We start from the raw sequence: 21,478 nt of genomic DNA, 5'->3' as shown, positions 1-21,478 counted from the left end.
TAGTTATAGTCCGGCGATTGTAATCGCTTGTCCCGTCATTGCCCTTGTTGGGCGTCCAGCCGGGGGCCCGTGTACTGCATCAGCAGGCCTTTCGGCCCCACCGCCCAGCCCTGCGCCGGGCCGGCAAAGCCGACCGTGTTCATCGGCGTCGTGTCGAGTTCCTTCCAGGTACGGCCGGCGTCCTGCGAGTAGCCCGATCCGGCCAGGCCGGCGACCACCAGCGCACGCGGCGCTCCGGGTACCGGCACCACCACCGACAGGTAGCCTGCGGGCGCCACCTGGACCGGCGTCCAGCTGGCGCCGCCATCAAGGGTGTAGGCGCCGTTGGTGCCGGCCATGCGGGTTTCCTTGTAATCGCCGCCGGCCGCGAAACCTTCTTTCTGGTTCAGGAAGGCGACCGAGAACACGCCGCGCGCGGCGGCGCCGGCCGGGATCGGGGTCGACGACACGCGCCAGGTCTTGCCGCGATCAAGGGAGTGGAACACGCGCGAGCTGGCGCTGCCGCCGGTGGCGATCCAGGCATCCTTGCTGCCTGCCACCGTGAGGCAGGTGCCGCTGGCCGCGAAGGCGCCCTCGTTCGGCATGGCCTCCAGCCCCTTGGCGGCGACTTCCTGCCAGCTGCGGCCGCCGTCGCCCGTGGTGTAGACCTGGAAGCTGCCCTTGACCGGATCGCCGAACAGGATGCCGTTGTTCTTGTCCCAGAAGGCCATCGCGTCCCAGAAACCCTCGGCCACCGCGTTGGTGGTGACCAAAGTCCAGGTCGCGCCGCCGTCCTCGGTACGATAGATGCGCGAGGCCGCGCCAGGCCCCGCGCCCATCACGACGGCCGTCTTCGCATCGAACGCCTGGATGTCGCGGAAGTCGATCTTGTCGGCATCCGGCACCTGCATCGCCTGCCAGGCCTTGCCGTCGACGGTGCGCAGGACGGTGCCCTTGGCGCCGCTGGCCCAGGCGACCTTGCTGCTCACGACGGACAGGCCGCGCAGTTCGGCGCCGGTGCCGCTCGGGACGGGTTGCCAGGATTGGGCGGAGGCTGCGCTGGACGCCAGGAGGGCGGCGATGAGCAGGGCACGTGCGGGCAGGGACATGGGTGCGGATCCTCGTATGGTTGAGTATCCACCCATTGTAGCCCTACTAAGGTTTGGCGATCGTCGCGAGCGCCTCGCCCTGCTCCCAGCCGCCGCCGAGCGCGCGCGCCACGGCCACCGTGGCCAGCAGGCGCTGGGTGCGGATCTGCGCCGCCGCCCGGTCCGCCGCCAGGGCGTTGCGCTGGGCATCGGTCACGTCGAGGTAGGTCGACACGCCGCGCTCGTAGCGCGCCTGCGCCACCAGCAAGGCACGCGCCGCAGCCTGCTGGGACTGCGCCTGCACGTCGCCCTGCTGCTGGCGCTGCTGGACGTCGGACAGCGCGTCTTCCACTTCGCGCAGCGCGGTCAACAGGCGAGTCTGGTGATTCGCCACCGCTTCTTCGTAGCGCGCTTTGGACAGCGCCAGGTTGGCGCGGTTGCGGCCGCCGTCGAATACCGGCAGCGACAGCGCCAGCGGACCGATCGAGAACTGGCGCGCACCGCCGCTGGCGATGTCGCGCAGGTGTTCGGAGGCGAAGCCGAAGTTCGAGGTCAGCGACAGCGATGGATAGAAGGCGCCTTCGGCCACGCCCACCTGCGCATTGGCCGCCTTCAGCTGGGCCACGCTGGCGGCCAGGTCGGGACGCTGTTGCAGGAGGCTGGCCGGCAGGCCGACCGGAATGCTCGGTGGCAGCGGCAGCCGTGCGCCGGCGCTGTCGGCCAGCACGGGCTGGCTCGGCGAAGCGCCCACCAGCGTGGCCAGCGCGTGCTCGACCGCATTGCGCTGGCGCTGCACCTCGTGCAGGTCGGCTTCGGCATTGGCGCGCTCGATGCGGGCGCGCGAGACGTCCAGCTCGTTCGACATGCCGGCCTTGAAGCGCGCTTCCACCAGCTCCTGGGCTTCGCGGCGGGCGTCCAGCGCACCCCGCAGGATTGCCAGTTCGACGTCCAGGCCGCGCAGCTGCCAGTAGGACTGGGCCACCTGGCTCGAGAGCATCAAGAGCACGCCGTCGCGCTCGTCCTGGGCCGCCAGTGCTCCGGCATCGGCCGCTTCTACCACGCGGCGCACGCGGCCCCACAGGTCCAGTTCGTACGAGAGCGAGGCGCCGACGCTGAAGTTGTTGCCTTCGATCGAGCGTCCGCCCAGGGCGATCCCTTGCGCGGTCTCGCTTGAAGTACGCGAATTCGAGACGCCCGCGCTGAGCGCGACATTCGGCGCCTGGCCGGCGCGCACCACGCCCAGCTGGGCCTGGGCCTGCAGCAGGCGCTGCGCCGCGGCCTGCACGCCCGGGTTGTCGCGCAGGGCGCGCCGCTCCAGGCTGTCCAGGGTGGCGTCGCCGAACACGGTCCACCACTGGGCCGGCAGGCGCGCCGCCTCATTCGTGGCGGCGGCATGCCGGTAGGCCGCATCGGCTGCGCCGGCGGGCGCCTTGAAGTCGGGGCCGACGGTGGCGCAGCCGCCCAGGGCCGCGGCCAGCGCGGAGACGAGTACAAGCTTCTTCAACATTTCATTCTCTCTCTATCAGTGTGCACCGGAGGCGCCGCCCGGCGACTTGACCTTGTCCGCCAGCCAGATCGCGGCGATGCAGCCCAGCAGCACCATGCCGATGATCAGGAAGCCGTCGTTGTAGGCCATCACATAGGACTCGCGCCGCACGATGCGGTCGACCACCGCCAGCGCCTGGTTGGCGGCCGTGGCCGGATCCATGCCATTGGCAATGAAACCCTGGGTCAGCGCATCCAGGCGCCCCTGGGTCGCCGGGGCATAGCTCGACACCGCCTCTCCCAGGCGCGCCGAGTGGAAGTGCTCGCGATTGGTCAGCGCGGTGGCCAGCAGGGCGATGCCGATCGAGCCGCCCAGGTTGCGGGTCATGTTGAACAGGCTCGAGGCCGAGGGCATGTCCTTCGGCGCCAGGCCCTGCATCGCGAAGTTCGACAGGGTCAGCATCACGAAGGGCTGGCCGATCGCGCGGATCACCTGGGTCACCATCAGCTGGTCGTAGCCGGTGCTGGCATCCATGAAGGCATTCATCAGGCAGGAGCCGCCGAACAGCAGCAGGCCGAAGGAACACAGGATGCGATTGTCCACTTTGGAAGACAGCGCCGCCGCGAACGGCATCACCAGCAGCTGCGGCAGGCCGACCCAGGCGATCACTTCGCCGATCTGCATCGGCGTGTAGCCCGCGATCTGGCCAAGATACAGCGGCAGCAGAAACGAGGACCCGTATAAACCCATGCCGGTCACCGCCGACAGCACGGTCGCCACCAGGAAGTTGCGCTGGCCGTAGAGGCCCAGGTTCACGAAGGGATCGGGTTTCGTGAAGCTCACCGCCACCCAGCCCAGGATGCCCACCAGCGACAGCGACGCGAAGGCGACGATGAAGGAGGACTCGAACCAGTCCTTCGAATTGCCCTCTTCCAGGAAGATGGTCAGGCAGGCCAGGCCCATGGCCATCAGGCCGATGCCGAGCCAGTCCGCGTTCACCAGGGCCTTGAGGTTCGCCTTCTCCTTGTCCATGCCGTACGCCAGGCCGGCGATCAGGAGCACGCCCGGCACCCAGTTGATGTAGAAGATCGAGGGCCAGCCGTAGATCTCGGACAGGTAGCCGCCCAGGGTCGGCCCCATGGCCGGCGCCAGGGTGGCGGTGAGGCCGAAGATCGCCATGCCGACCGCGCGTTTGGAGGCGGGCAGGCGCGTCATGACGAGGGTCATCGCCATCGGGATCAGGGCGCCGCCGGTGAAGCCCTGCAGCATGCGGAACACGATCATGCTTTCCAGGTTCCAGGCCGCGCCGCACAGGGTCGAGAACAGCAGGAACAGCGCGGTGGTGCCGATCATGTAGGCGCGTGCGCCGAGCGCGCGCGTGAACAGCGCGGTCATCGGGATCACGACGATCTCGGCGCACAGGTAGGCGGTCGAGATCCACGAGCCCTCTTCCTGGGTAGCCGAGAGCGAACCGAGGATGTCGCGCAGCGAGGAGTTGGTGATCTGGATGTCGAGCACCGCCATGAAGGCGCCCAGCATGCCGGCGGCCACCGCGATCCAGGTGCGCGCGTCGATGCGGGCGCCGTTGGCCGGCGCTCCTGGCATCACGCCAGGGGTGGCGGCCTTGGTGAGGCTGGTCATCGTCTTTCCTTAGTGGGCGACGGCCGCGGTCTGGGTGTGCGCCACCTTCTGGCCGAGTTCCACTTCGGCGATGACCGACATGCCCGGCACCAGGCGGCCGGCGTACTTCTTCACATCAAGCGGGTCGAGCACGATCTTGACCGGCACGCGCTGGACGATCTTGGTGAAGTTGCCGGTGGCGTTATCGGCCGGCAGCAGCGCGAACTGGTTGCCCGAGGCCGGCGAGAAGCTGTGCACCCGTCCCACCAGGTGCTTGCCCGGCAGCGCGTCGACTTCGAGCGAGACCTGCTGGCCCGGCTCCAGGCCGGCCAGCTGGGTTTCCTTGAAGTTGGCGGTAACCCAGACCTCGTCCTCGACCACGGCCAGCAGCTGCTGGCCCGGCTGCACGCGGGCGCCGACTTCGACGCTGCGCTTGCCCACGCGCCCCGGCACCGGCGCGACGATCCGGTTGTAGGCCAGCTGCTGCTGGGCGTCCTTGAGCTGGGCCTGCAGCACCTTGACCTGGGCCTTCAGCACGTCGCGCCCGGCGCTTGCCGCGGCCACCTGGGCCTGGGCGGCGCCGGCGCTGTCGCGGCGCGCCGCCACGTCGGCAACGGCAGCGGCGCGCGCGGCGCTGGAGGCATCGACTTCCGCCTTCGACACCGCCTTCATGGTCTCGTTGTAGAGCTGGCCGAAGCGCTCGGCGTCCTGGCGCGCGCGCACCAGTTGGGCCTCGGCCTGCCTGACCTGGGCGCCGGCCGCGGCAGCCTGGGCGCGCACCTGCACCACCTGGGCGTCGGCCTGGGCGATCTGCTGCTCCACGCTGGCGATCTGCGCCTCGATCTGTTCGACGCGCACGTGGTGGTCGGCCGGGTCCAGCTCGGCGATCACTTCGCCTGCTTGTACCTGCTGGTTGTCGTCCACCAGCACGCGCGTGACCACGCCGGCCACACGGCTCGATACCGGGTGCACCCGGCCGGTGACGTAGGCGTTCTCGGTTTCCACATAATGCTGGCTGCGATACCACATGCGCCCGCCTGCCCCGAGGGCCAGCACGGCGATCAACCCCACCACGCCCAGCACGCGCTTGTTGGGCGGCGCCTTGCCCGGTGCCGCGAGGGTCTGAACAGCCTGCTGCATAGCCGGGGCCGAGGTGTGCGATTCTGCCATGGGGTCAAACTCCGATGAAAAATGAAATGGGTCATGCGCATTATTTGCCAGTGTTCGGCCGAAGTCAAGAAATGAAACGGTTGCATTTCATTTTTATTGGATTAGAATGAAGCCATGACGAAAGCCACCAGTCCCGTTCCCGCTACTCCGACCAAGTCCGCCGGCCGCCCCAAGGCCTCGGAGGTCGAAGCACGCACCCAGGAACTGATCGACGCCGCCGGCTGCCTGTTCATCAAGCACGGCTATGCCGGCGTGAGCCTGGAAGCCATCGCGCGCGAGGCGCGGGTGGCGGTGCGGACCATCTACGTGAAATTCGGCGGCAAGGCCGGCCTGCTCAAGGCCGTGCTGCAGGCGCGGCGCGAGCGCTTCTTCCCGGTCGGGAAAATGGATGTCGACCAGCGCCCGGTCCGCGAGGTCATCGACGAGTTCGCCGGCTATTTCTACGACATGCTGTGCGAGCCGGACGCGATGACCATGCAGCGCGTGGTGATGGCGGAAGCCAGCACCAATCCCGAGCTGGCCGAGACCTTTTACGAGGCGGGGCCGCGCATGACGCGCGAGATGCTCGAACGTTATTTTGCCCGGCCGGACGTGCGTGCCCAACTGCGTCCCGATGTGCCGGTCGCCCTGCTGCCGGCGCACCTGATCGCCTGCGTCAACGGCGACCCGGTGGTGCGCTATCTCTTCCCGGAGCGCGAGCCCGCGCGCGCGGAAGCGCGCCGGATGCTTGCCGAACGTTTAGAGTTGTTTTACCGCAGCATTTTTTGACCATATGGTCAAAAACGGGTCTGTGCGTCATCGCACCGACCTAAAGCAAGCTTTTATGACAATCTGACATCCTTATTAATGGAGGGTGTCATGAACAATAAAACGACAGCGGCTGTTCGCCGCGAGGAGGAAGCATGAGCAAGTCTTCCCGTTACGAATGGCGCGACCAGCAGGCTTCCTTGCAGGAGCGTATGAAGGGATTCCTGCAAAACCCGAACAACGAACAGCTGGAAGCGGTCGTTGCGGAAATGCGCGCCTACGCCGCCGCTGCCCAGTCCGGCAGCATCGACATTCCGGCGCGCTTCATCGCCTTTACCTGAACAAGCCGGCATACCGAGACGCCGCCCCGCGCAAGCCGGGCGGCATTTTTTTTGGTGTCGCCGCGCTCAGCCGGCCATGACCGGCGCCGGCGTCCCTTGGGAGCGGGGCTCGAAGTCGAACAGGCGGCTCAGGCAATACACCTTGCGCGGGGCACGGTGGCGTTCGTGGATCTCGCGGGTCATTACTTCGACCCGGCGCGGCTGGAGCGACAGCTGGCGTGGATCGATGTAATCCGGCGCGCCATCCGCAAAACGCGCCGCAAGCTGCTGGGAAATCGTGCCGTGGACGAGGTGCTGCTCCCCATGCACGGTCGTCCTGAGTTCGAAACAGCGCGTTTCGGGCAGGACGAATACCGTCCCGACATATTCATTGCCGTGTTCATACATAGCAGTCTCCCCCTGTAGCTTGACACGCAACCGGCGGCGAGCGGCTCACCGCCATACGCACCCATCATAGCAAGTCAATACAATAGCGCGCCGCGCAATTCACGCCTTGCGGATGCAACTCGCGCCGACGCGCCAGCGCTTCGTCGCAAGCACAGGCGCGGCCCCTGCCGGTTCGCCAGAATGGCGCCACCAACCCACTTCATGGAGACCGTCATGCAAGCCATCCGAATCGCCGCCGCCCTCGTCCTCATCGTTTCCGGCGCCGCCAGCGCTGCCGATCTCACGGTCCGCATCGACGACGTGAAGTCCGCGCAAGGCAATATCATGGTCGCGCTCTATGATTCGGCCGACAGCTTCCTGAAGCGCCCAGCCAGGGCGACCCGGCTGGCCGCCGCGGCTGGCGCCATGGAGCTGGTGATCAAGGACTTGCCGGCAGGCGAATATGGCATTGCTCTGTTTCACGATGCCAACAACAACGGCAGGATGGACAGCAACGCCATGGGCATTCCGTCCGAAGACCACGCGTTTAGCAACAATGCCCGTGGGAACATGGCGCCGCCGACATTCTCACAGGTCAAGTTCAGTCTGCCGGCCGCCGGCGCCACCGCCACCATCAGCCTGCGCTGAAGGAGCAGGCATGGACCGCCGCCACTTCATCGAAGCGGGGCTAGGCCTCGGTGCACTCGCGCTGGCCGGCAATGCGCGCGCCGACCAGGAAACCCGACGCCGCTTTCACGCTGCCCTGGAACACGACCCGGCGCTGGCCGTCTACGCGGACACCGTCGGGAGCCAGGCCGGCGAAGCGTCGCTCAGTGGACGCCTTCCCGCCGATCTGCAGGGCAGCTTCTACCGCAATGGTCCTGGCCGCTTCGAACTGGGCGGCGAGCGCTACCACCACTGGTTCGACGGCGACGGTTTCGCCCAGCGCTGGACCATTGCTGGCGGCAAAGTCCGTCACCAGGGCCGCTTCGTCGAGACGCGGCGCTACCTGGATGAGACGCAGGCCGGGCAATTCCTCTACCCGTCCTTCGGCACCTGGGTCGCCCGCCGCGGATTTCGCGACAACGACAGCCTGAATGCGGCCAACACCAATCTGCTGCCCTTCAACGGCCGCGTGTATGCGCTATGGGAAGGCGGCTCGGCCATCGAAGTCGACCCAGAGACGCTGGCCACCAAAGGCATCAAGACCTGGCGCGACGACCTGCGCGCCATGCCCTTCTCGGCCCATCCGAAATGCGATCCAGCGGGCGGAATGTGGAATTTCGGCGCCCTGCCCGGCTCCGGCCGGATCGCGCTCTACCAGATCGGCGCCGACGGCCAGGTCCTGCGTACCGCGCTGATCGACGTACCCGGGCAGGCCATGGTGCATGACTTCGTCGTCAGCGCCCGCCACCTCATCTTCCTGGTTCCGCCCTACGACCTGAAGCCCGGCAAGGACATGAGTTTCGTCGAACGGCACGTCTGGGCCGGCAGCGGACCGGCAGCGCGCCCGCTGCGCGCCGTGGTCGTGGCCAAGGACAGCCTGACGGTGCGCCACGTGTTCGAACTGCCGCCGCGCATGGTGTTCCACTTCGGAAATGCGTGGGAGGACGGCGCCTGTACCCGCTTCGACGCGGTGCTGCACGAAGGCGACGTACTGGGCGAACTCGGCGACCTGATGGCTGGCGCACGCCAGACCCGCTCGCGCAGCGAAGCGGTGCAGATCTGCCTCGACCATGCGGCCGGCCAGGCCCGCATCAACCGCCTGTTCGGCGCGAGTGAATTTCCGCGCGTGGCGCCACAGTCGGTCGGAAGCCGCCATCGCAGGCTGGTGCTGCTGGGTGGCGATGTGCAGCTGAACTCGGTGAACCTGGTCGATACCGATAGCGGCAAAGTGGATGCTTATCGCTTCGATGCCGGCTGGCAGGTCGAAGAACACGTGCTGGTGCCGCGCAACAATGCGCGCTCCGAGACCGATGGCTACCTGGTCGGCGTGGCCCAGGACCTGCGCCGGGGCGTAGGGGTATTGTGCGTATTCGATGCGGCACGGGTCAGTGCGGGGCCGATGGCGCTGGCCCGGCTTCCCTATCGCACACCACACTGCTTTCATGGTAATTTCTTATCAGCATGATCAACGCCCGACCCGACCAGCGCTACGCCATGGCGCGCGACCGCAACCATCCGCTCGAACTGATTCCCTGGTTCCGGCGCTGGCCGCCCTCGCTCGCGCGCGACGTCTTGTACACCGCGATCTGGAGCAGCATGCTGGCCCTGGTACTGACGGTGCTGCAGCGCTTCTTCGGCCGTGGGGACCTGCCTTTCGCGCGCCTGCTGCTCGCCACCCTGGTCATCAGCAACCTGATCGGCTTCATGATCCACGCGGCCCTGCAACTGCTGGAAAACCACCTGTCGCGCGCGAACATCTGGCTGTTCCGTTCTGCCCAGCTGCTGGCGATCGCTGTCGCCAGCGTCATTGGCATTCCCTTGGGCAATGCGCTGTTCATCGGCACCAACCCGCTGCGCTTCTTCCAGCACAGCACGGCCCTGGTGTTCCTGCTGGCCTTCGCCCTGATCACCGCCGGCTTGATGATCCTGGTGCTGGCTGCCGGCGAGCGGCGCACCCGGCGCGAAGCGGAAACGGCGCGCCAGCAGGAGCAGATCGCGGCGGCCGGAAGGCTGGTGGCCGAAGCACGCCTGCGCGCGCTGCAGGCCCAGATCGAGCCGCACTTCCTGTACAACACGCTGGCCAATGTCGTCGGCCTGATCGACAGCCAGCCGGCCAAGGCGCGCCGCATGCTCGAGCGCTTCATCGACTACCTGCGCGCCAGCCTCTCGGCCAGCCGCGCCGAGCATGCCAGCCTGCGGGGTGAACTCGACCTGGCCGGCGCCTATCTCGACGTGCTCGGCGTGCGCCTGGAAAGCCGCCTGCGCTGGCGCTTCGAGATCGCTCCCGGGATCGACAGCCTGCCGGTCGCCCCGATGCTGCTGCAGCCGCTGGTCGAGAACGCGATCATGCACGGCATCGAGCCGAAGATGGAAGGCGGAGAAGTCGTGCTGCGTGCCCGTTTGGACGCCGGCCTGCTGTGCATCGAAGTGTGCGACACCGGCCTTGGACTGCGCATGCTGCCTCCCCGTCCTGGGGGCGGCGTGGGCCTGTCCAACCTGCGCGAGCGCCTGCGTCAGCTGTACGGCCCCGCGGCCGGCTTGCAGCTCATCGAAAACCCTGCCGGCGGCGTCACCGCGCGCCTCCAGCTCCCCGTCACTGAGCCATGAGCGACCATCCCCACGCCGTGATCGCGGACGACGAGCCGCATTTGCTCGACTACCTGGAGTCGCAGCTGGCCGCCGCCTGGCCCGAACTGCGCGTCACGCGCGCCGCCAATGGGGTGCAGGCGCTGGCGTGCATCGACGAGTTGGCGCCGCAAATGGTGTTCCTCGATATCCAGATGCCCGGCCTGAACGGCATCGAACTGGCGGCGCGCCTGTGTGCCGGCAGCAAGCCACCCCATGTGCTGTTCACCACGGCCTACGATCACTACACCCTGCAAGCCTTCGAGCACGCGGCTTTCGATTACCTGCTCAAGCCGATCGGGCTGGAGCGCCTGTCGCGCACGGTGGCGCGGCTGAAGGGCGCGCTGGCCACGCCCGCCCCGGCCTTGGGGGCCGACGCCCTGCAGGCCCTGCTGCGCCAGCTGGGCGTGGCGGCGCCGGCCCCGCTGCAATGGATCCGCGCGGCCAAGGGCCAGGAAACGCGCCTGATCGCGATCGACGAAGTAATCTACTTCCAGAGCAACGACAAGTACACCAGTGTGTTCCTGCCGGACGGCGAAGCGCTGATCCGCACGCCCCTGAACAAGCTGAAGGAACAACTCGATCCGCAGCAGTTCTGGCAGATCCACCGCGGTGTGATCGTCGCGGCGCGCCATGTGGCCGGCACCCGGACCGACTTCCGCGGGCGACTGCACGTGCGTCTCAAGGGGCGCGACGAACAGCTGGTGGTGAGCCGGAATTACGTGGACCTGTTCAGGCAGATGTAAAAAAAATGGGACCCGCAGGGGTCCCATTTTCATTCCATCGCCTGGACGGCGATTACTTCTTGCGTGCCGGCGGCAGGTCGGTGCAGACGCCCTTGTAGGCTTCCGCCGCCATGCCGATCGATTCGCCCAGGGTCGGGTGCGGGTGGATGGTCTTGCCGATGTCCACGCCGTCCGCGCCCATCTCGATCGCCAGCGCCACTTCGCCGATCATGTCGCCGGCATTGGTGCCGACGATGGTGCCGCCGATGATGCGCTTGGTTTCCTTGTCGAACAGCAGCTTGGTGAAGCCCTCGTCGCGGCCGTTGGCGACCGCGCGGCCGCTGGCGTTCCACGGGAAGTGGCCCTTCTCCACGGCGATGCCCTTCTGCTTGGCTTCTTCCTCGGTCAGGCCGACCCACGCGACTTCCGGATCGGTGTAGGCCACCGACGGGATCACCTTGGCATCGAAATAGGCCTTCTCGCCGTGCGCCGCTTCCGCCGCCACGTGCGCCTCGTGCACCGCCTTGTGCGCCAGCATCGGCTGGCCCACCAGGTCGCCGATGGCGAAGATGTGCGGCACATTGGTGCGCATCTGGCCGTCCACGCCGATGAAGCCGCGGTCGGTCACGGCCACGCCGGCCTTCTCGGCGGCGATCTTCTTGCCGTTCGGGCTGCGGCCCACGGCCACCAGCACCAGGTCGTAGAGCTGCGGCTCGGGCGCGGTGGCGCCGGCTTCCGCCGCTTCGAACGAGACCCTGATCCCTTCCGGCAGCGCTTCCACGCCGACGGTCTTGGTCTTCAACATGATGTTGTCGAAGCGGTGCGCGTTGTACTTCTGCCAGACCTTGACGGCCTCGCGGTCGGCGCCCTGCATCAGGCCGTCCATCATCTCGACCACGTCGATGCGCGCACCCAGGGTCGAGTACACGGTTGCCATTTCCAGGCCGATGATGCCGCCGCCGATGACCAGCATGCGCTTCGGCACCTGGCGCAGTTCCAGCGCGCCGGTCGAGTCGACGATGCGCGGATCTTCCGGCACGAAGGGCAGCTTCACCACCGAGGAACCGGCGGCGATGATCGCCTTGGCGAACTTGACGACCTTCTTCGAACCGTCGGCCGCGGTGACTTCGATGTGGTTCGGGGAGAGGAAACTGCCCACGCCCTGCACCACATTGACCTTGCGCGCCTTGGCCATGAAGTTCAGGCCGCCGGTCATCTTCTTGATCACGCCATCCTTGTAGGCGCGCAGCTTGTCGATGTCGACGTCAGGCTTGGCGAAGGAGACGCCCAGGTCGGCCATGTGTGCGGTCTCGTCCATGATGTGCGCCACGTGCAGCAGCGCCTTGGACGGGATGCAGCCCACGTTCAGGCACACGCCGCCCAGGGTCGCGTACTTCTCGACCAGCACGGTGTTCATGCCCAGGTCGGCCGCGCGGAAGGCGGCCGAGTAGCCGCCCGGGCCGGCGCCCAGCACCATCATTTCGCATTCGATGTCGACCGGGCCGCTGTAGCTGGCCGCGCCCGGCGCCGGCGCGGCGCTTGGCGTGGCCGCCGGCGCCGGGTGCGCCGGTGCATACGAGTCGGTCGGTGCCGCGGCAGCGGTCGGCGCCACTGCCTGCGCGCCGATCTGGGCTGCAGGCTTGGTGTCGGCGCTTGATGCCGCCGGTGCCGCACCGGCGCCGGATTCCTCGACCATCAGCAGCAGCGAACCTTCGTTCACCTTGTCGCCGACCTTCACTTTGATTTCCTTGACCACGCCGGCGTTCGTCGACGGGATCTCCATGCTGGCCTTGTCCGACTCGACGGTCACCAGGGACTGGTCGACCTTGATGGTGTCGCCCGGCTTGACCAGCAGTTCGATGATCTCGACGTCCTTGAAGTCGCCGATGTTCGGTACTTTTACCTCAACAGTGCTCATTCGGCGCTCCTTACAGAAGGGTCTTGCGCAGGTCGGCCAGCACGTCCGCCAGGTAGGCGGCAAAGCGCGCGGCGCCGGCGCCATCGATCACGCGGTGGTCGTAGGACAGCGACAGCGGCAGCATCAGGCGCGGCTGGAAGGTCGAACCGTCCCACACCGGTTTCATCGCCGACTTCGACAGGCCCAGGATCGCGACTTCCGGTGCATTGATGATCGGCGTGAAGGCCGTGCCACCGATGCCGCCCAGCGAGGAGATGGTGAAGGTCGCGCCCTGCATCGCGGCTGGCGAGAGCTTGCCGTCGCGTGCCTGCGCCGACAGTTCGCCCATTTCGACGGCGATCTGCGAGATGGTCTTCTTGTCGGCATCCTTCACGACCGGAACCACCAGGCCGTTCGGGGTATCGGCCGCGAAGCCGATGTTGTAGTACTGCTTGACGATCAGGCTGGCGCCGTCTTCCGACAGCGACGAATTAAATTGCGGGAACTTCTTCAGTGCCGCAACCGAGGCCTTGATCACGAAGGCCAGCATGGTCAGCTTGACGGTCGATTTCTGCTTGGCCAGCGCGGCGTTCGAATCGACGCGGAACTGCTCCAGGTCGGTGACGTCGGCGTCCTCGAAGTGGGTCACGTGCGGGATCATGACCCAGTTGCGGTGCAGGTTCGGGCCGGAGATCTTCTTGATGCGCGGCAGGGCCACGGTCTCGGTCGGGCCGAACTTGGAGAAGTCCAGCGACGGCCAGGCCAGCACTTCCATGCCGCCGCCGGAACCACCCTTCGACGGTGCGGAGGCGGTCGGGCCGGCAGCCATCACGCCCTTGACGAAGTTCTGCACGTCCTGCTGGGTGATGCGGCCTTTCGGGCCGGTGCCCGGCACGCGCGCCAGGTCCACGCCCAGTTCGCGGGCGAACTTGCGGATCGACGGCGAAGCGTGGGCTTTCGAGCCGGTCACGCCCTGGCTTGGGGCGGCTGCGGCAGGCGCCGGAGCGGCTGCTGCAGGAGCAGGCGCAGCTGCGGCGGTCGGGGCTGCGGCAGGGGCCGGGGCAGCGGCTGCAGGCGCGGCGGCCGGCGCGCCACCGGTCGCTTCGACCAGCAGCACCAGCGAACCCTTGGCGACCTTGTCGCCCACCTTGACCTTGATTTCCTTGACGGTGCCGGCGTGGCTGGACGGGATCTCCATGCTCGCCTTGTCCGATTCGACCGTGATCAGGGACTGGTCAACCTTGATCTGGTCGCCCGGCTTGACCATCAGTTCGATGACTTCGACTTCCTTGAAGTCGCCGATGTCCGGCACGGTCACTTCGACGATACCGCCCGATGCGGCAGGGGCAGCGGCCGGCGCCGGTGCGGCTTCGGCGGCCGGTGCGGCGGCGGCAGGTGCCGGAGCCGGTGCGGCAGCTTCAGGCGCAGCGGCGGCGCCGCCGGCTTCCTCGAGCAGCAGCACCAGCGAACCTTCGGCAACCTTGTCGCCGACCTTGACTTTGATTTCTTTCACGACGCCGGCGTGGCTCGACGGGATTTCCATGCTGGCCTTGTCCGACTCGACGGTGACCAGCGACTGGTCGACCTTGATGGTGTCGCCCGGCTTGACCATCAGCTCGATGACTTCCACTTCCTTGAAGTCGCCGATATCGGGGACTTTGACTTCCACAATGCTCATAGTGTTAGCTCCAAATTATTCTTTGAGTTAGCGCCTGAACCGCCGCCCTGCGTGCGCAAGGGCGGCGGCTTCGAGCATTTACTGGGTCACAGGATTCGGCTTGTTCTGGTCGATGCCGTACTTCTGGATCGCCTGGCTCACGACGGCGCGGTCGATCTTGCCTTCGTCGGCCAGTGCGCGCAGCGACGCTACGGTGATGTAGTAACGGTTCACCTCGAAGAACTCGCGCAGCTTGACGCGCGAATCCGAGCGGCCGAAGCCGTCGGTGCCCAGCACCTTGTAGGTGCGGTCCTTCGGCATGAAGCCGCGGATCTGCTCGGCGAACAGGCGCATGTAGTCGGTGGTCGCAACGATCGGGCCGGCGGTGTTCTGCATCAGCGAGGTCACGTAGGGCACGCGCTGCTCGGCGTCCGGGTTCACCATGTTCCAGCGCTCGCAATCCTGGCCGTCTCTAGCCAGCAGCGTCAGCGACGGGGCCGACCACACGTCCGCATCGACGCCCCAGTCGTTCTTCAGCAGTTCTGCCGCGAAGATCGACTCGCGCAGGATGGTGCCGCAGCCGATCAGCTGGACGCGCTTGGCGCTGTCCTTGCCGCCTTCGATCGCAGCGCCTTCCTGCAGCAGGTACATGCCCTTCAGGATGCCCTCTTCCTGGCCCGGCTTCAGGCCCGGGTGGACATAGTTCTCGTTCATGATGGTGATGTAATAGAACACATCTTCCTGCTCCTGCACCATGCGGCGCAGGCCGTCCTGGATGATCACCGCCACCTCATGGCCGAAGGTCGGGTCGTAAGGGATGCAGTTCGGGACCGTGGCCGCGATGATGTGGCTATGGCCGTCCTCGTGCTGCAGGCCTTCGCCGTTCAGCGTGGTGCGGCCGGCGGTGCCGCCCATCAGGAAGCCGCGCGCACGGATGTCGCCGGCCAGCCAGACCAGGTCGCCCACGCGCTGCATGCCGAACATCGAGTAGAAGGTGTAGAACGGGATCATGGTGCGGTTGTTCGACGAGTACGAGGTCGCCGCGGCGATCCACGAGCTCATGCCGCCCGCTTCGTTGATACCTTCCTGCAGGATCTGGCCGGCCTTGTCTTCACGGTAGTACATCACCTGGTCGCGGTCGACCGGCTCATACAGCTGGCCCTGCTGGTTGAAGATACCGATCTGGCGGAACAGGCCTTCCATGCCGAAGGTACGCGATTCGTCGACCAGGATCGGCACGATGCGCTGGCCGATGCTCGGGTCCTTCAGCAGGCTGGTGATGACGCGCACGTAGGACTGGGTGGTCGAGATCTCGCGGCCTTCCGCGGTCGGCTCGAGCACGGACTTGAAGGTCTCGAGTGCCGGCACCACCAGGTTTTCATCGGACTTGGCGCGGCGCTGCGGCAGGTAGCCGCCCAGGGCCTTGCGGCGCTCGTGCAGGTACTGCATTTCCGGCGCGTCGTCGGCCGGCTTGAAGAACGGGATCTCGGCCAGCTTGTCGTCCGGGATCGGGATGGCGAAGCGGTCGCGCATTTCGCGGATGGCGGCGTCGTCCAGCTTCTTGGTCTGGTGCGCGGTGTTGCGCGCCTCGCCCGACTTGCCCATGCCAAAGCCCTTGACGGTCTTCACCAGCAGCACGGTCGGGGTGCCCTTGTTCTCCTGGGCGTTCTTGAACGCGGCGTAGATCTTGTGCGGGTCGTGGCCGCCGCGGGTCAGGCGCCAGATGTCGTCGTCGCTCATGTTGGCGACCATCTTCAGCAGCTCCGGGTGCTTGCCGAAGAAGTGCTTGCGCACGTAGGCGCCGTCCTTGGCCTTGTAGTTCTGGTATTCGCCGTCGACGGTTTCCATCATCACGCGCTGCAGGATGCCATCCTTGTCCTTCGACAGCAGCGCATCCCACTGCGAGCCCCAGATGACCTTGACCACGTTCCAGCCGGCGCCGCGGAAGTCGGCTTCCAGCTCCTGGATGATCTTGCCGTTGCCGCGCACCGGACCGTCCAGGCGCTGCAGGTTGCAGTTGACGACCATGACCAGGTTGTCGAGGCGCTCGCGCGCGGCCATGCCGATCGCGCCCATCGATTCCGGCTCGTCCATCTCGCCGTCGCCGCAGAAGACCCAGACCTTGCGGTTCTCGGTGTTGGCGATGCCGCGTGCGTGCAGGTACTTCAGGAAGCGCGCCTGGTAGATCGCCATCAGCGGGCCCAGGCCCATCGACACGGTCGGGAACTGCCAGAAGTCCGGCATCAGCTTCGGGTGCGGGTAGGACGACAGGCCCTTGCCGTCGACTTCGCGGCGGAAGTTCAGCAGCTGCTCTTCGGTGATACGGCCTTCCAGGAAAGCGCGCGCGTAGATGCCCGGCGAGGAGTGGCCCTGGATGTACAGCAGGTCGCCGCCGTGCTCTTCGGTCGGGGCGTGCCAGAAGTGGTTGAAGCCGATGCCCAGCATGTTCGCCAGCGAGGCGAAGGAGGAGATGTGGCCGCCCAGGTCGCCGTCGGCGCGGTTGGCCTTGACCACCATCGCCATCGCGTTCCAGCGCATCCACGAGCGCAGGCGCTCTTCGTATTCCAGGTTGCCCGGGCAGTTCACGTTCAGGTGGGCCGGGATGGTGTTGACGTAGGCGGTATTGCTGGAGAACGGGATGTGGGCGCCGCGGCGGCGCGCCAGGTCCACCATGCGCTCCATCAGGTAGTGGGCGCGCTCGGTGCCTTCATGTTCGATCACCGCCTCCAGCGCATCCAGCCATTCCTGGGTTTCGATGGTGTCGGGGTCGTTGGCAGCTTGTGCCGTCAACTGGTCGAGTTGAGCTGACATTAATGCGTCTCCTAAGATTTGGCGCCCCGACCTATCCTGTGAAATGGCTGGTGGCGATTTGGTGAAATTTCAAATATCTGAAAATAAACTCTTCGATTCTACCAGTGGGTTCGGTCTTTTTCAAATTGCGATATGTGGTTTCATATAGTGAAATCTCATGCTGCGAGTGCACAATTTCCCCTAGTGAAGCTGCTTATCAAGCCTATAACGAAGCGCCGCGCCGATGCGCTGGACCGGGCTCCTCCTTTTGGCAGAAAGCCGCGAATACTCAGCGATTTGAGCGCCTAAATATGACAATGCCTGGACGGGTGCGGCGCGCGATACGGATGGCGGCCTTATAATTTCATTTTTGCCTAGCCGTGAGCCTACCCATGCCTGCCCAGAACATCGACGGAGTCCTCCTTTCCCAACAACTGCGCGGCGAGATCGCCCAGCGCGCCGCCAAACTCACCGCTAGCGGCCGCCAGCCCGGCCTGGCGGTCATCCTGGTCGGCGAGGACCCGGCGAGCCACGTCTACGTGCGCAACAAGGTCAAGGCCTGCGGCGACGTGGGCTTCCACTCGGTGCTGGAAAAGTACGACGCCGACCTGAGCGAGCAGGCCCTGCTGGACCGCATCGCGGCCCTCAACGCCGACCCGAGCATCCACGGGATCCTGGTGCAGATGCCGCTGCCGAAGCACATCGACCCGAGCCGGGTCATCGAAGCGATCGCGACAGCCAAGGATGTCGACGGCTACTCGGTGCTGTCGGCCGGCGAACTGGTCGCCAACCTGCCGGGTTTCCGCCCCTGCACCCCGTATGGCTGCATGAAGCTGATCGAGACCACCGGCATCGACCTGCGCGGCAAGCACGCCGTCGTGATCGGCCGTTCGAACACCGTCGGCAAACCGATGGCCCTGCTGCTGTTGCAAGCCAACGCCACCGTCACCATCTGCCATAGCGCGACGCCGGACCTGGCCTACCATACCCGCCAGGCCGACGTGGTGGTGGCCGCCGTCGGCCGCCGCAACACCTTGACTGCAGACATGGTCAAGCCGGGCGCCGTCGTGATCGACGTCGGCATGAACCGCGACGACGCCGGCAAGCTGTGCGGCGATGTGGACTATGCCGGCGTGCGCGAAGTCGCTTCGCACATCACCCCGGTGCCGGGCGGCGTCGGTCCGATGACGATCACCATGCTGTTGATGAACACCGTGGAGTCCGCCGAACGCGTGCACTCCAGTAGCCAACACTGCCCCAGCCAGGCAACGGGAATGGAACCGAAGCCCGGCGTGGCCTGAATCTTTAAAAGGAAAGCCATGACCATCGACACCAGCAATCCCCTCCTCGATTTCTCGGGCCTGACCCGGTTCGACCTGGTCAAGCCGGAGCACGTGACGCCGGCCATCGAGCAACTCATCAAGGATGCGGCCGAGGTCGTGGCCAAACTGGAAGCGCCCGGCGACAGCGTGAGCTGGGACAGCTTCGTGGTGCCGCTCGAGGAAGCCACCGAGCGCCTGGGCCGCGCCTGGGGCGTGGTCAACCACCTGAACCACGTGGCGGACACGCCCGAGCTGCGCGCCACCTACAACGAGAACCAGCCGAAGGTCATCGAGTTCTGGACCTCGATCGGCCAGAACGAGGCGCTGTTCGCCAAGTACAAGATGCTGCGCGCCAGCAGCGAGTACGACAGCCTGAGCCCGGCGCGCAAGCGCATCGTCGAGAACGCGCTGCGCGACTTCCGCCTGGGCGGCGCCGAACTGCCGGACGATAAAAAGGAACGCTTCGCCGAGATCCAGGAACAGCAGTCCGCGACCTCCACCCGCTTCTCGCAGAACGTGCTGGACGCCACCAACGACTACAAGCTGCTGGTCGAGAACGAAGAAGAGCTGTCGGGCATCCCGGACGACGTCAAGGCCGCCGCGCGCGCTTCGGCCGAGAAGGACGGCAAGGCCGGCTGGCAGTTCAGCCTGCACTTCCCGTCCTACTACCCGGTGCTGCAGTTCTGCGACAACCGCGCCTTGCGCGAAACCATCTACCGCGCCAGCAGCACCAAGGCCTCGGATGCCGGCACCATGTTCAGCAAGGCCGCCGAGTGGGACAACACCGCCAACATCGTCAAGCTGCTGCAGCTGCGTCATGAAGAAGCCCAGCTGCTGGAGTACGCCAACTTCGCCGAGGTCTCGCTGGTGCCGAAGATGGCCGAGAGCCCGCAGCACGTGGTCGAGTTCCTCGAAGACCTGGCGCGCCGCGCCCGTCCCTTCGCCGAGAAGGACCTGGAAGAGCTGCGCGCCTTCGCGCGCGACGAGCTGGGCATCATTGATCTGCAGTCCTGGGACGTGGCCTATGCCTCGGAAAAGCTGCGCGAGCAGCGCTATGCCTTCTCCGAGAAGGAAGTGAAGGAATACTTCCCGGAGCCGAAGGTCGTACAAGGCCTGTTCACGGTCATCCAGGAGCTGTTCAACGTGCAGATCAAGGCGGACGAGGCGTCGGTGTGGCATCCGGACGTGCGCTTCTTCCGCATCGAGCGCGACGGCCAGCTGGTCGGCCAGTTCTACCTCGACCTGTATGCGCGCGAAGGCAAGAACCAGGGCGCCTGGATGGACGACGCGCGCGGCCGCCGCCTGACCACGGGCGGCATCGTGCAGACCCCGATCGCCTACCTGACCTGCAACTTCACCCCGCCGGCCGTCGTCGATGGCAAGCAGCAGCCTTCGCTGTTCACGCACGACGAAGTCATCACCCTGTTCCACGAGTTCGGCCACGGCCTGCACCACATGCTGACCGAAGTCGAGGAGTTGTCGGTGTCGGGCATCTCGGGTGTGGAATGGGATGCGGTGGAGCTGCCGTCGCAGTTCATGGAAAACTTCTGCTGGGAGTGGGACAAGCTGCAGCAGATGACCGCGCACGTGAAGACGGGCGAGCCACTGCCGCGCCAGCTGTACGACAAGATGCTGGCGGCGAAGAACTTCCAGTCCGGGATGATGACGCTGCGCCAGGTCGAGTTCTCGCTGATCGACATGCACCTGCACTACGACTTCGACCCGAAAGCCGAGCGCACCGTGCAGCACCTGATCGACGACATCCGCAAGCAGTTCGCGGTGCTGATCCCGCCGTCCTTCAACCGCTTCCAGCACTCCTTCGGCCACATCTTCTCGGGCGGCTATGCGGCCGGCTACTACAGCTACAAGTGGGCCGAGGTGCTGTCCGCCGACGCCTATGCGGCCTTTGAAGAGGCGCTGGAGTCGGGCCAGCTGCAGGAGACCGGCAAGCGCTTCCAGCAGGAGATCCTGGCGGTGGGCGGTTCGCGCCCGGCGCTGGAATCGTTCCGGGCCTTCCGCGGCCGCGAGCCTTCGATCGACGCCCTGCTGCGCCATAGCGGCATGATCCAGGCCGGCACTGCGCAGAGCGGCGCGAGCGCCTGATGTTCCAGGGGCGGCCTTGCCGCCCATTTCTTTTACAAGCACATGACGCGTATCGACTTCCATACCAACATCCCCGACAAGCTGGCCTACGCCTGCCGCCTCGCCCGCAAGGCCTATGCCGCGAAGGCCAAGGTGGTGCTGCTGGCTGAGGACGCCGCGCAGGCCGAGGCGCTGAACACGGCCCTGTGGACGGTATCGGATACCGACTTCATCCCGCACGTGCCGGCCGGCGACGCATTGGCGAACGAAACGCCGGTCATCGTCACCTTTGATGAAAGCGTGGGGCTGCCCCATCATGAGATGCTGGTCAACCTCACCCGCCGCACGCCCGCTACACTGGAACAGTTTGCGCGCGTGTTCGAGATCATCTCGATCGACGAAGACGACGCCGCCGCCGGGCGCCGGCGCTACGTCGCCTACAAGAAGCAGAACTATCCCCTGACCCACTTCGTCGCAGGACAGTCATGAGCCAGAACGCCCCTTTCGACCCCAGCATCCCGGTACTGACCGAAGTCGTGGCCGAACCGGTCACGCCCACGCCTGCCCCTGCCGCGGAGCCGGTCGCCGAACAGCTGGAACGCCGCGCCAACGAACGCTGGACCGGCGAGGAATGGAGCGTGCTCGAGCGCCGCGTCACCGAGCGCGTGCTGCAGCAACTGCAGGGCCGGGTCGACTTCGTGCTCGAGCAGCGCGTGCGCGACGCCATGGCCGACGCCATGCAGCGCACCCTGGAAAGCTTCACCGCCGACCTGCGCGCAGGGCTGCATGAAGCCTTGGGGGAGATCGTCAGCCAGGCCGTCACCCGCGAGATTGAACACCTCCGTAGGGTGGACGGCTCCGCCGTCCGCGCGTCCAACTCCCCTTTGATCTGACACACATTGGGGTTTCGGCGCCAA

Annotated in this window: 18 protein-coding genes; 10 read left to right on the top strand and 8 right to left on the bottom strand. The window is 66.3% G+C overall.

Features of this window, described 5'->3' with window-relative positions:
• Positions 1-35: 35 nt before the first annotated feature.
• From YWC_RS28970 to YWC_RS0109710, 4 genes are read right to left on the bottom strand one after another with little or no spacing between them, the layout of a single operon-like run.
• Positions 36-1,088 (bottom strand): WD40/YVTN/BNR-like repeat-containing protein, encoded by a 1,053-nt coding sequence (locus YWC_RS28970; protein ID WP_036213920.1) that lies wholly within the window; start codon positions 1,086-1,088, stop codon positions 36-38.
• A 46-nt stretch (positions 1,089-1,134) separates the two neighbouring features.
• A complete protein-coding gene (locus tag YWC_RS0109720) occupies positions 1,135-2,574 on the bottom strand; it encodes an efflux transporter outer membrane subunit (protein WP_027865187.1) in 1,440 nt (479 codons plus the stop codon).
• Between the two features lie 15 nt (positions 2,575-2,589).
• Positions 2,590-4,194 (bottom strand): DHA2 family efflux MFS transporter permease subunit, encoded by a 1,605-nt coding sequence (locus YWC_RS0109715; protein WP_027865186.1) that lies wholly within the window; start codon positions 4,192-4,194, stop codon positions 2,590-2,592.
• A gap of 9 nt (positions 4,195-4,203) precedes the next feature.
• Positions 4,204-5,343, bottom strand: a complete 1,140-nt coding sequence (locus tag YWC_RS0109710; protein ID WP_027865185.1) for an HlyD family secretion protein — start codon at positions 5,341-5,343, stop codon at positions 4,204-4,206.
• A 114-nt stretch (positions 5,344-5,457) separates the two neighbouring features.
• Here YWC_RS0109710 and YWC_RS0109705 point away from each other — a divergent pair, with 114 nt between their 5' ends.
• Together YWC_RS0109705 and YWC_RS0109700 are read left to right on the top strand one after the other, a co-directional pair.
• Positions 5,458-6,111, top strand: a complete 654-nt coding sequence (locus tag YWC_RS0109705; protein ID WP_027865184.1) for a TetR/AcrR family transcriptional regulator — start codon at positions 5,458-5,460, stop codon at positions 6,109-6,111.
• A 134-nt stretch (positions 6,112-6,245) separates the two neighbouring features.
• Entirely contained in the window at positions 6,246-6,431 is a 186-nt protein-coding gene (locus tag YWC_RS0109700) for a hypothetical protein (protein WP_027865183.1), read from the top strand.
• A gap of 66 nt (positions 6,432-6,497) precedes the next feature.
• On the opposite strand, the gene YWC_RS0109695 is transcribed toward YWC_RS0109700, so the two are convergent.
• Positions 6,498-6,818, bottom strand: a complete 321-nt coding sequence (locus YWC_RS0109695) for a hypothetical protein (RefSeq protein WP_027865182.1) — start codon at positions 6,816-6,818, stop codon at positions 6,498-6,500.
• A 201-nt stretch (positions 6,819-7,019) separates the two neighbouring features.
• Between YWC_RS0109695 and YWC_RS0109690 the strand changes: the two genes are divergently transcribed.
• From YWC_RS0109690 to YWC_RS0109675, 4 genes are read left to right on the top strand one after another with little or no spacing between them, the layout of a single operon-like run.
• On the top strand, positions 7,020-7,445 hold the full coding sequence (locus YWC_RS0109690) for a DUF2141 domain-containing protein (RefSeq protein WP_051306363.1): 426 nt from the start codon (positions 7,020-7,022) through the stop codon (positions 7,443-7,445).
• A 10-nt stretch (positions 7,446-7,455) separates the two neighbouring features.
• Complete coding sequence (locus YWC_RS0109685) at positions 7,456-8,928, top strand: carotenoid oxygenase family protein (RefSeq protein ID WP_027865180.1); 1,473 nt, start codon at positions 7,456-7,458, stop codon at positions 8,926-8,928.
• Positions 8,925-10,070 carry a sensor histidine kinase gene (locus YWC_RS0109680; protein WP_084416373.1) on the top strand — a complete coding sequence of 382 codons (1,146 nt, stop codon included), beginning with the start codon at positions 8,925-8,927 and terminating at the stop codon, positions 10,068-10,070. Before YWC_RS0109685 ends, YWC_RS0109680 begins: the two co-directional genes overlap by 4 nt.
• Positions 10,067-10,834: a LytR/AlgR family response regulator transcription factor gene (locus YWC_RS0109675; RefSeq protein WP_036213918.1), complete on the top strand. Its 768-nt coding sequence runs from the start codon at positions 10,067-10,069 to the stop codon at positions 10,832-10,834. The genes YWC_RS0109680 and YWC_RS0109675 overlap by 4 nt, the downstream gene beginning before the upstream one ends.
• Positions 10,835-10,886: 52 nt before the next feature.
• Here the strand turns inward: YWC_RS0109675 and lpdA are convergent, their stop codons facing one another.
• The 3 genes from lpdA to aceE all read right to left on the bottom strand — a co-directional run bounded on the left by lpdA (position 10,887) and on the right by aceE (position 17,178).
• On the bottom strand, positions 10,887-12,731 hold the full coding sequence (gene lpdA / locus YWC_RS0109670; RefSeq protein ID WP_027865177.1) for a dihydrolipoyl dehydrogenase: 1,845 nt from the start codon (positions 12,729-12,731) through the stop codon (positions 10,887-10,889).
• Between the two features lie 10 nt (positions 12,732-12,741).
• Positions 12,742-14,388, bottom strand: a complete 1,647-nt coding sequence (gene aceF / locus YWC_RS0109665) for a dihydrolipoyllysine-residue acetyltransferase (protein WP_027865176.1) — start codon at positions 14,386-14,388, stop codon at positions 12,742-12,744.
• 78 nt (positions 14,389-14,466) lie between these two features.
• On the bottom strand, positions 14,467-17,178 hold the full coding sequence (gene aceE / locus YWC_RS0109660; protein WP_027865175.1) for a pyruvate dehydrogenase (acetyl-transferring), homodimeric type: 2,712 nt from the start codon (positions 17,176-17,178) through the stop codon (positions 14,467-14,469).
• 371 nt (positions 17,179-17,549) lie between these two features.
• Here aceE and folD point away from each other — a divergent pair, with 371 nt between their 5' ends.
• The 4 genes from folD to YWC_RS32755 are packed head-to-tail and all read left to right on the top strand — an operon-like array spanning position 17,550 to position 21,454.
• Positions 17,550-18,458 (top strand): bifunctional methylenetetrahydrofolate dehydrogenase/methenyltetrahydrofolate cyclohydrolase FolD, encoded by a 909-nt coding sequence (gene folD, locus YWC_RS28965; protein WP_051306362.1) that lies wholly within the window; start codon positions 17,550-17,552, stop codon positions 18,456-18,458.
• An 18-nt stretch (positions 18,459-18,476) separates the two neighbouring features.
• Positions 18,477-20,582 carry a M3 family metallopeptidase gene (locus YWC_RS28960; protein WP_211238959.1) on the top strand — a complete coding sequence of 702 codons (2,106 nt, stop codon included), beginning with the start codon at positions 18,477-18,479 and terminating at the stop codon, positions 20,580-20,582.
• A gap of 42 nt (positions 20,583-20,624) precedes the next feature.
• On the top strand, positions 20,625-21,050 hold the full coding sequence (locus YWC_RS0109645) for a DNA polymerase III subunit chi (protein WP_027865174.1): 426 nt from the start codon (positions 20,625-20,627) through the stop codon (positions 21,048-21,050).
• Positions 21,047-21,454 carry a DUF2486 family protein gene (locus tag YWC_RS32755; protein WP_051306361.1) on the top strand — a complete coding sequence of 136 codons (408 nt, stop codon included), beginning with the start codon at positions 21,047-21,049 and terminating at the stop codon, positions 21,452-21,454. Before YWC_RS0109645 ends, YWC_RS32755 begins: the two co-directional genes overlap by 4 nt.
• Positions 21,455-21,478 lie beyond the last annotated feature (24 nt).

It is taken from the genome of Massilia alkalitolerans DSM 17462, assembly GCF_000427785.1.
Taxonomy (GTDB): Bacteria; Pseudomonadota; Gammaproteobacteria; order Burkholderiales; family Burkholderiaceae_D; genus Telluria; species Telluria alkalitolerans.
Note: the sequence above shows the minus strand (reverse complement) of the source record. Positions and strands in the feature narration are given on the sequence as shown.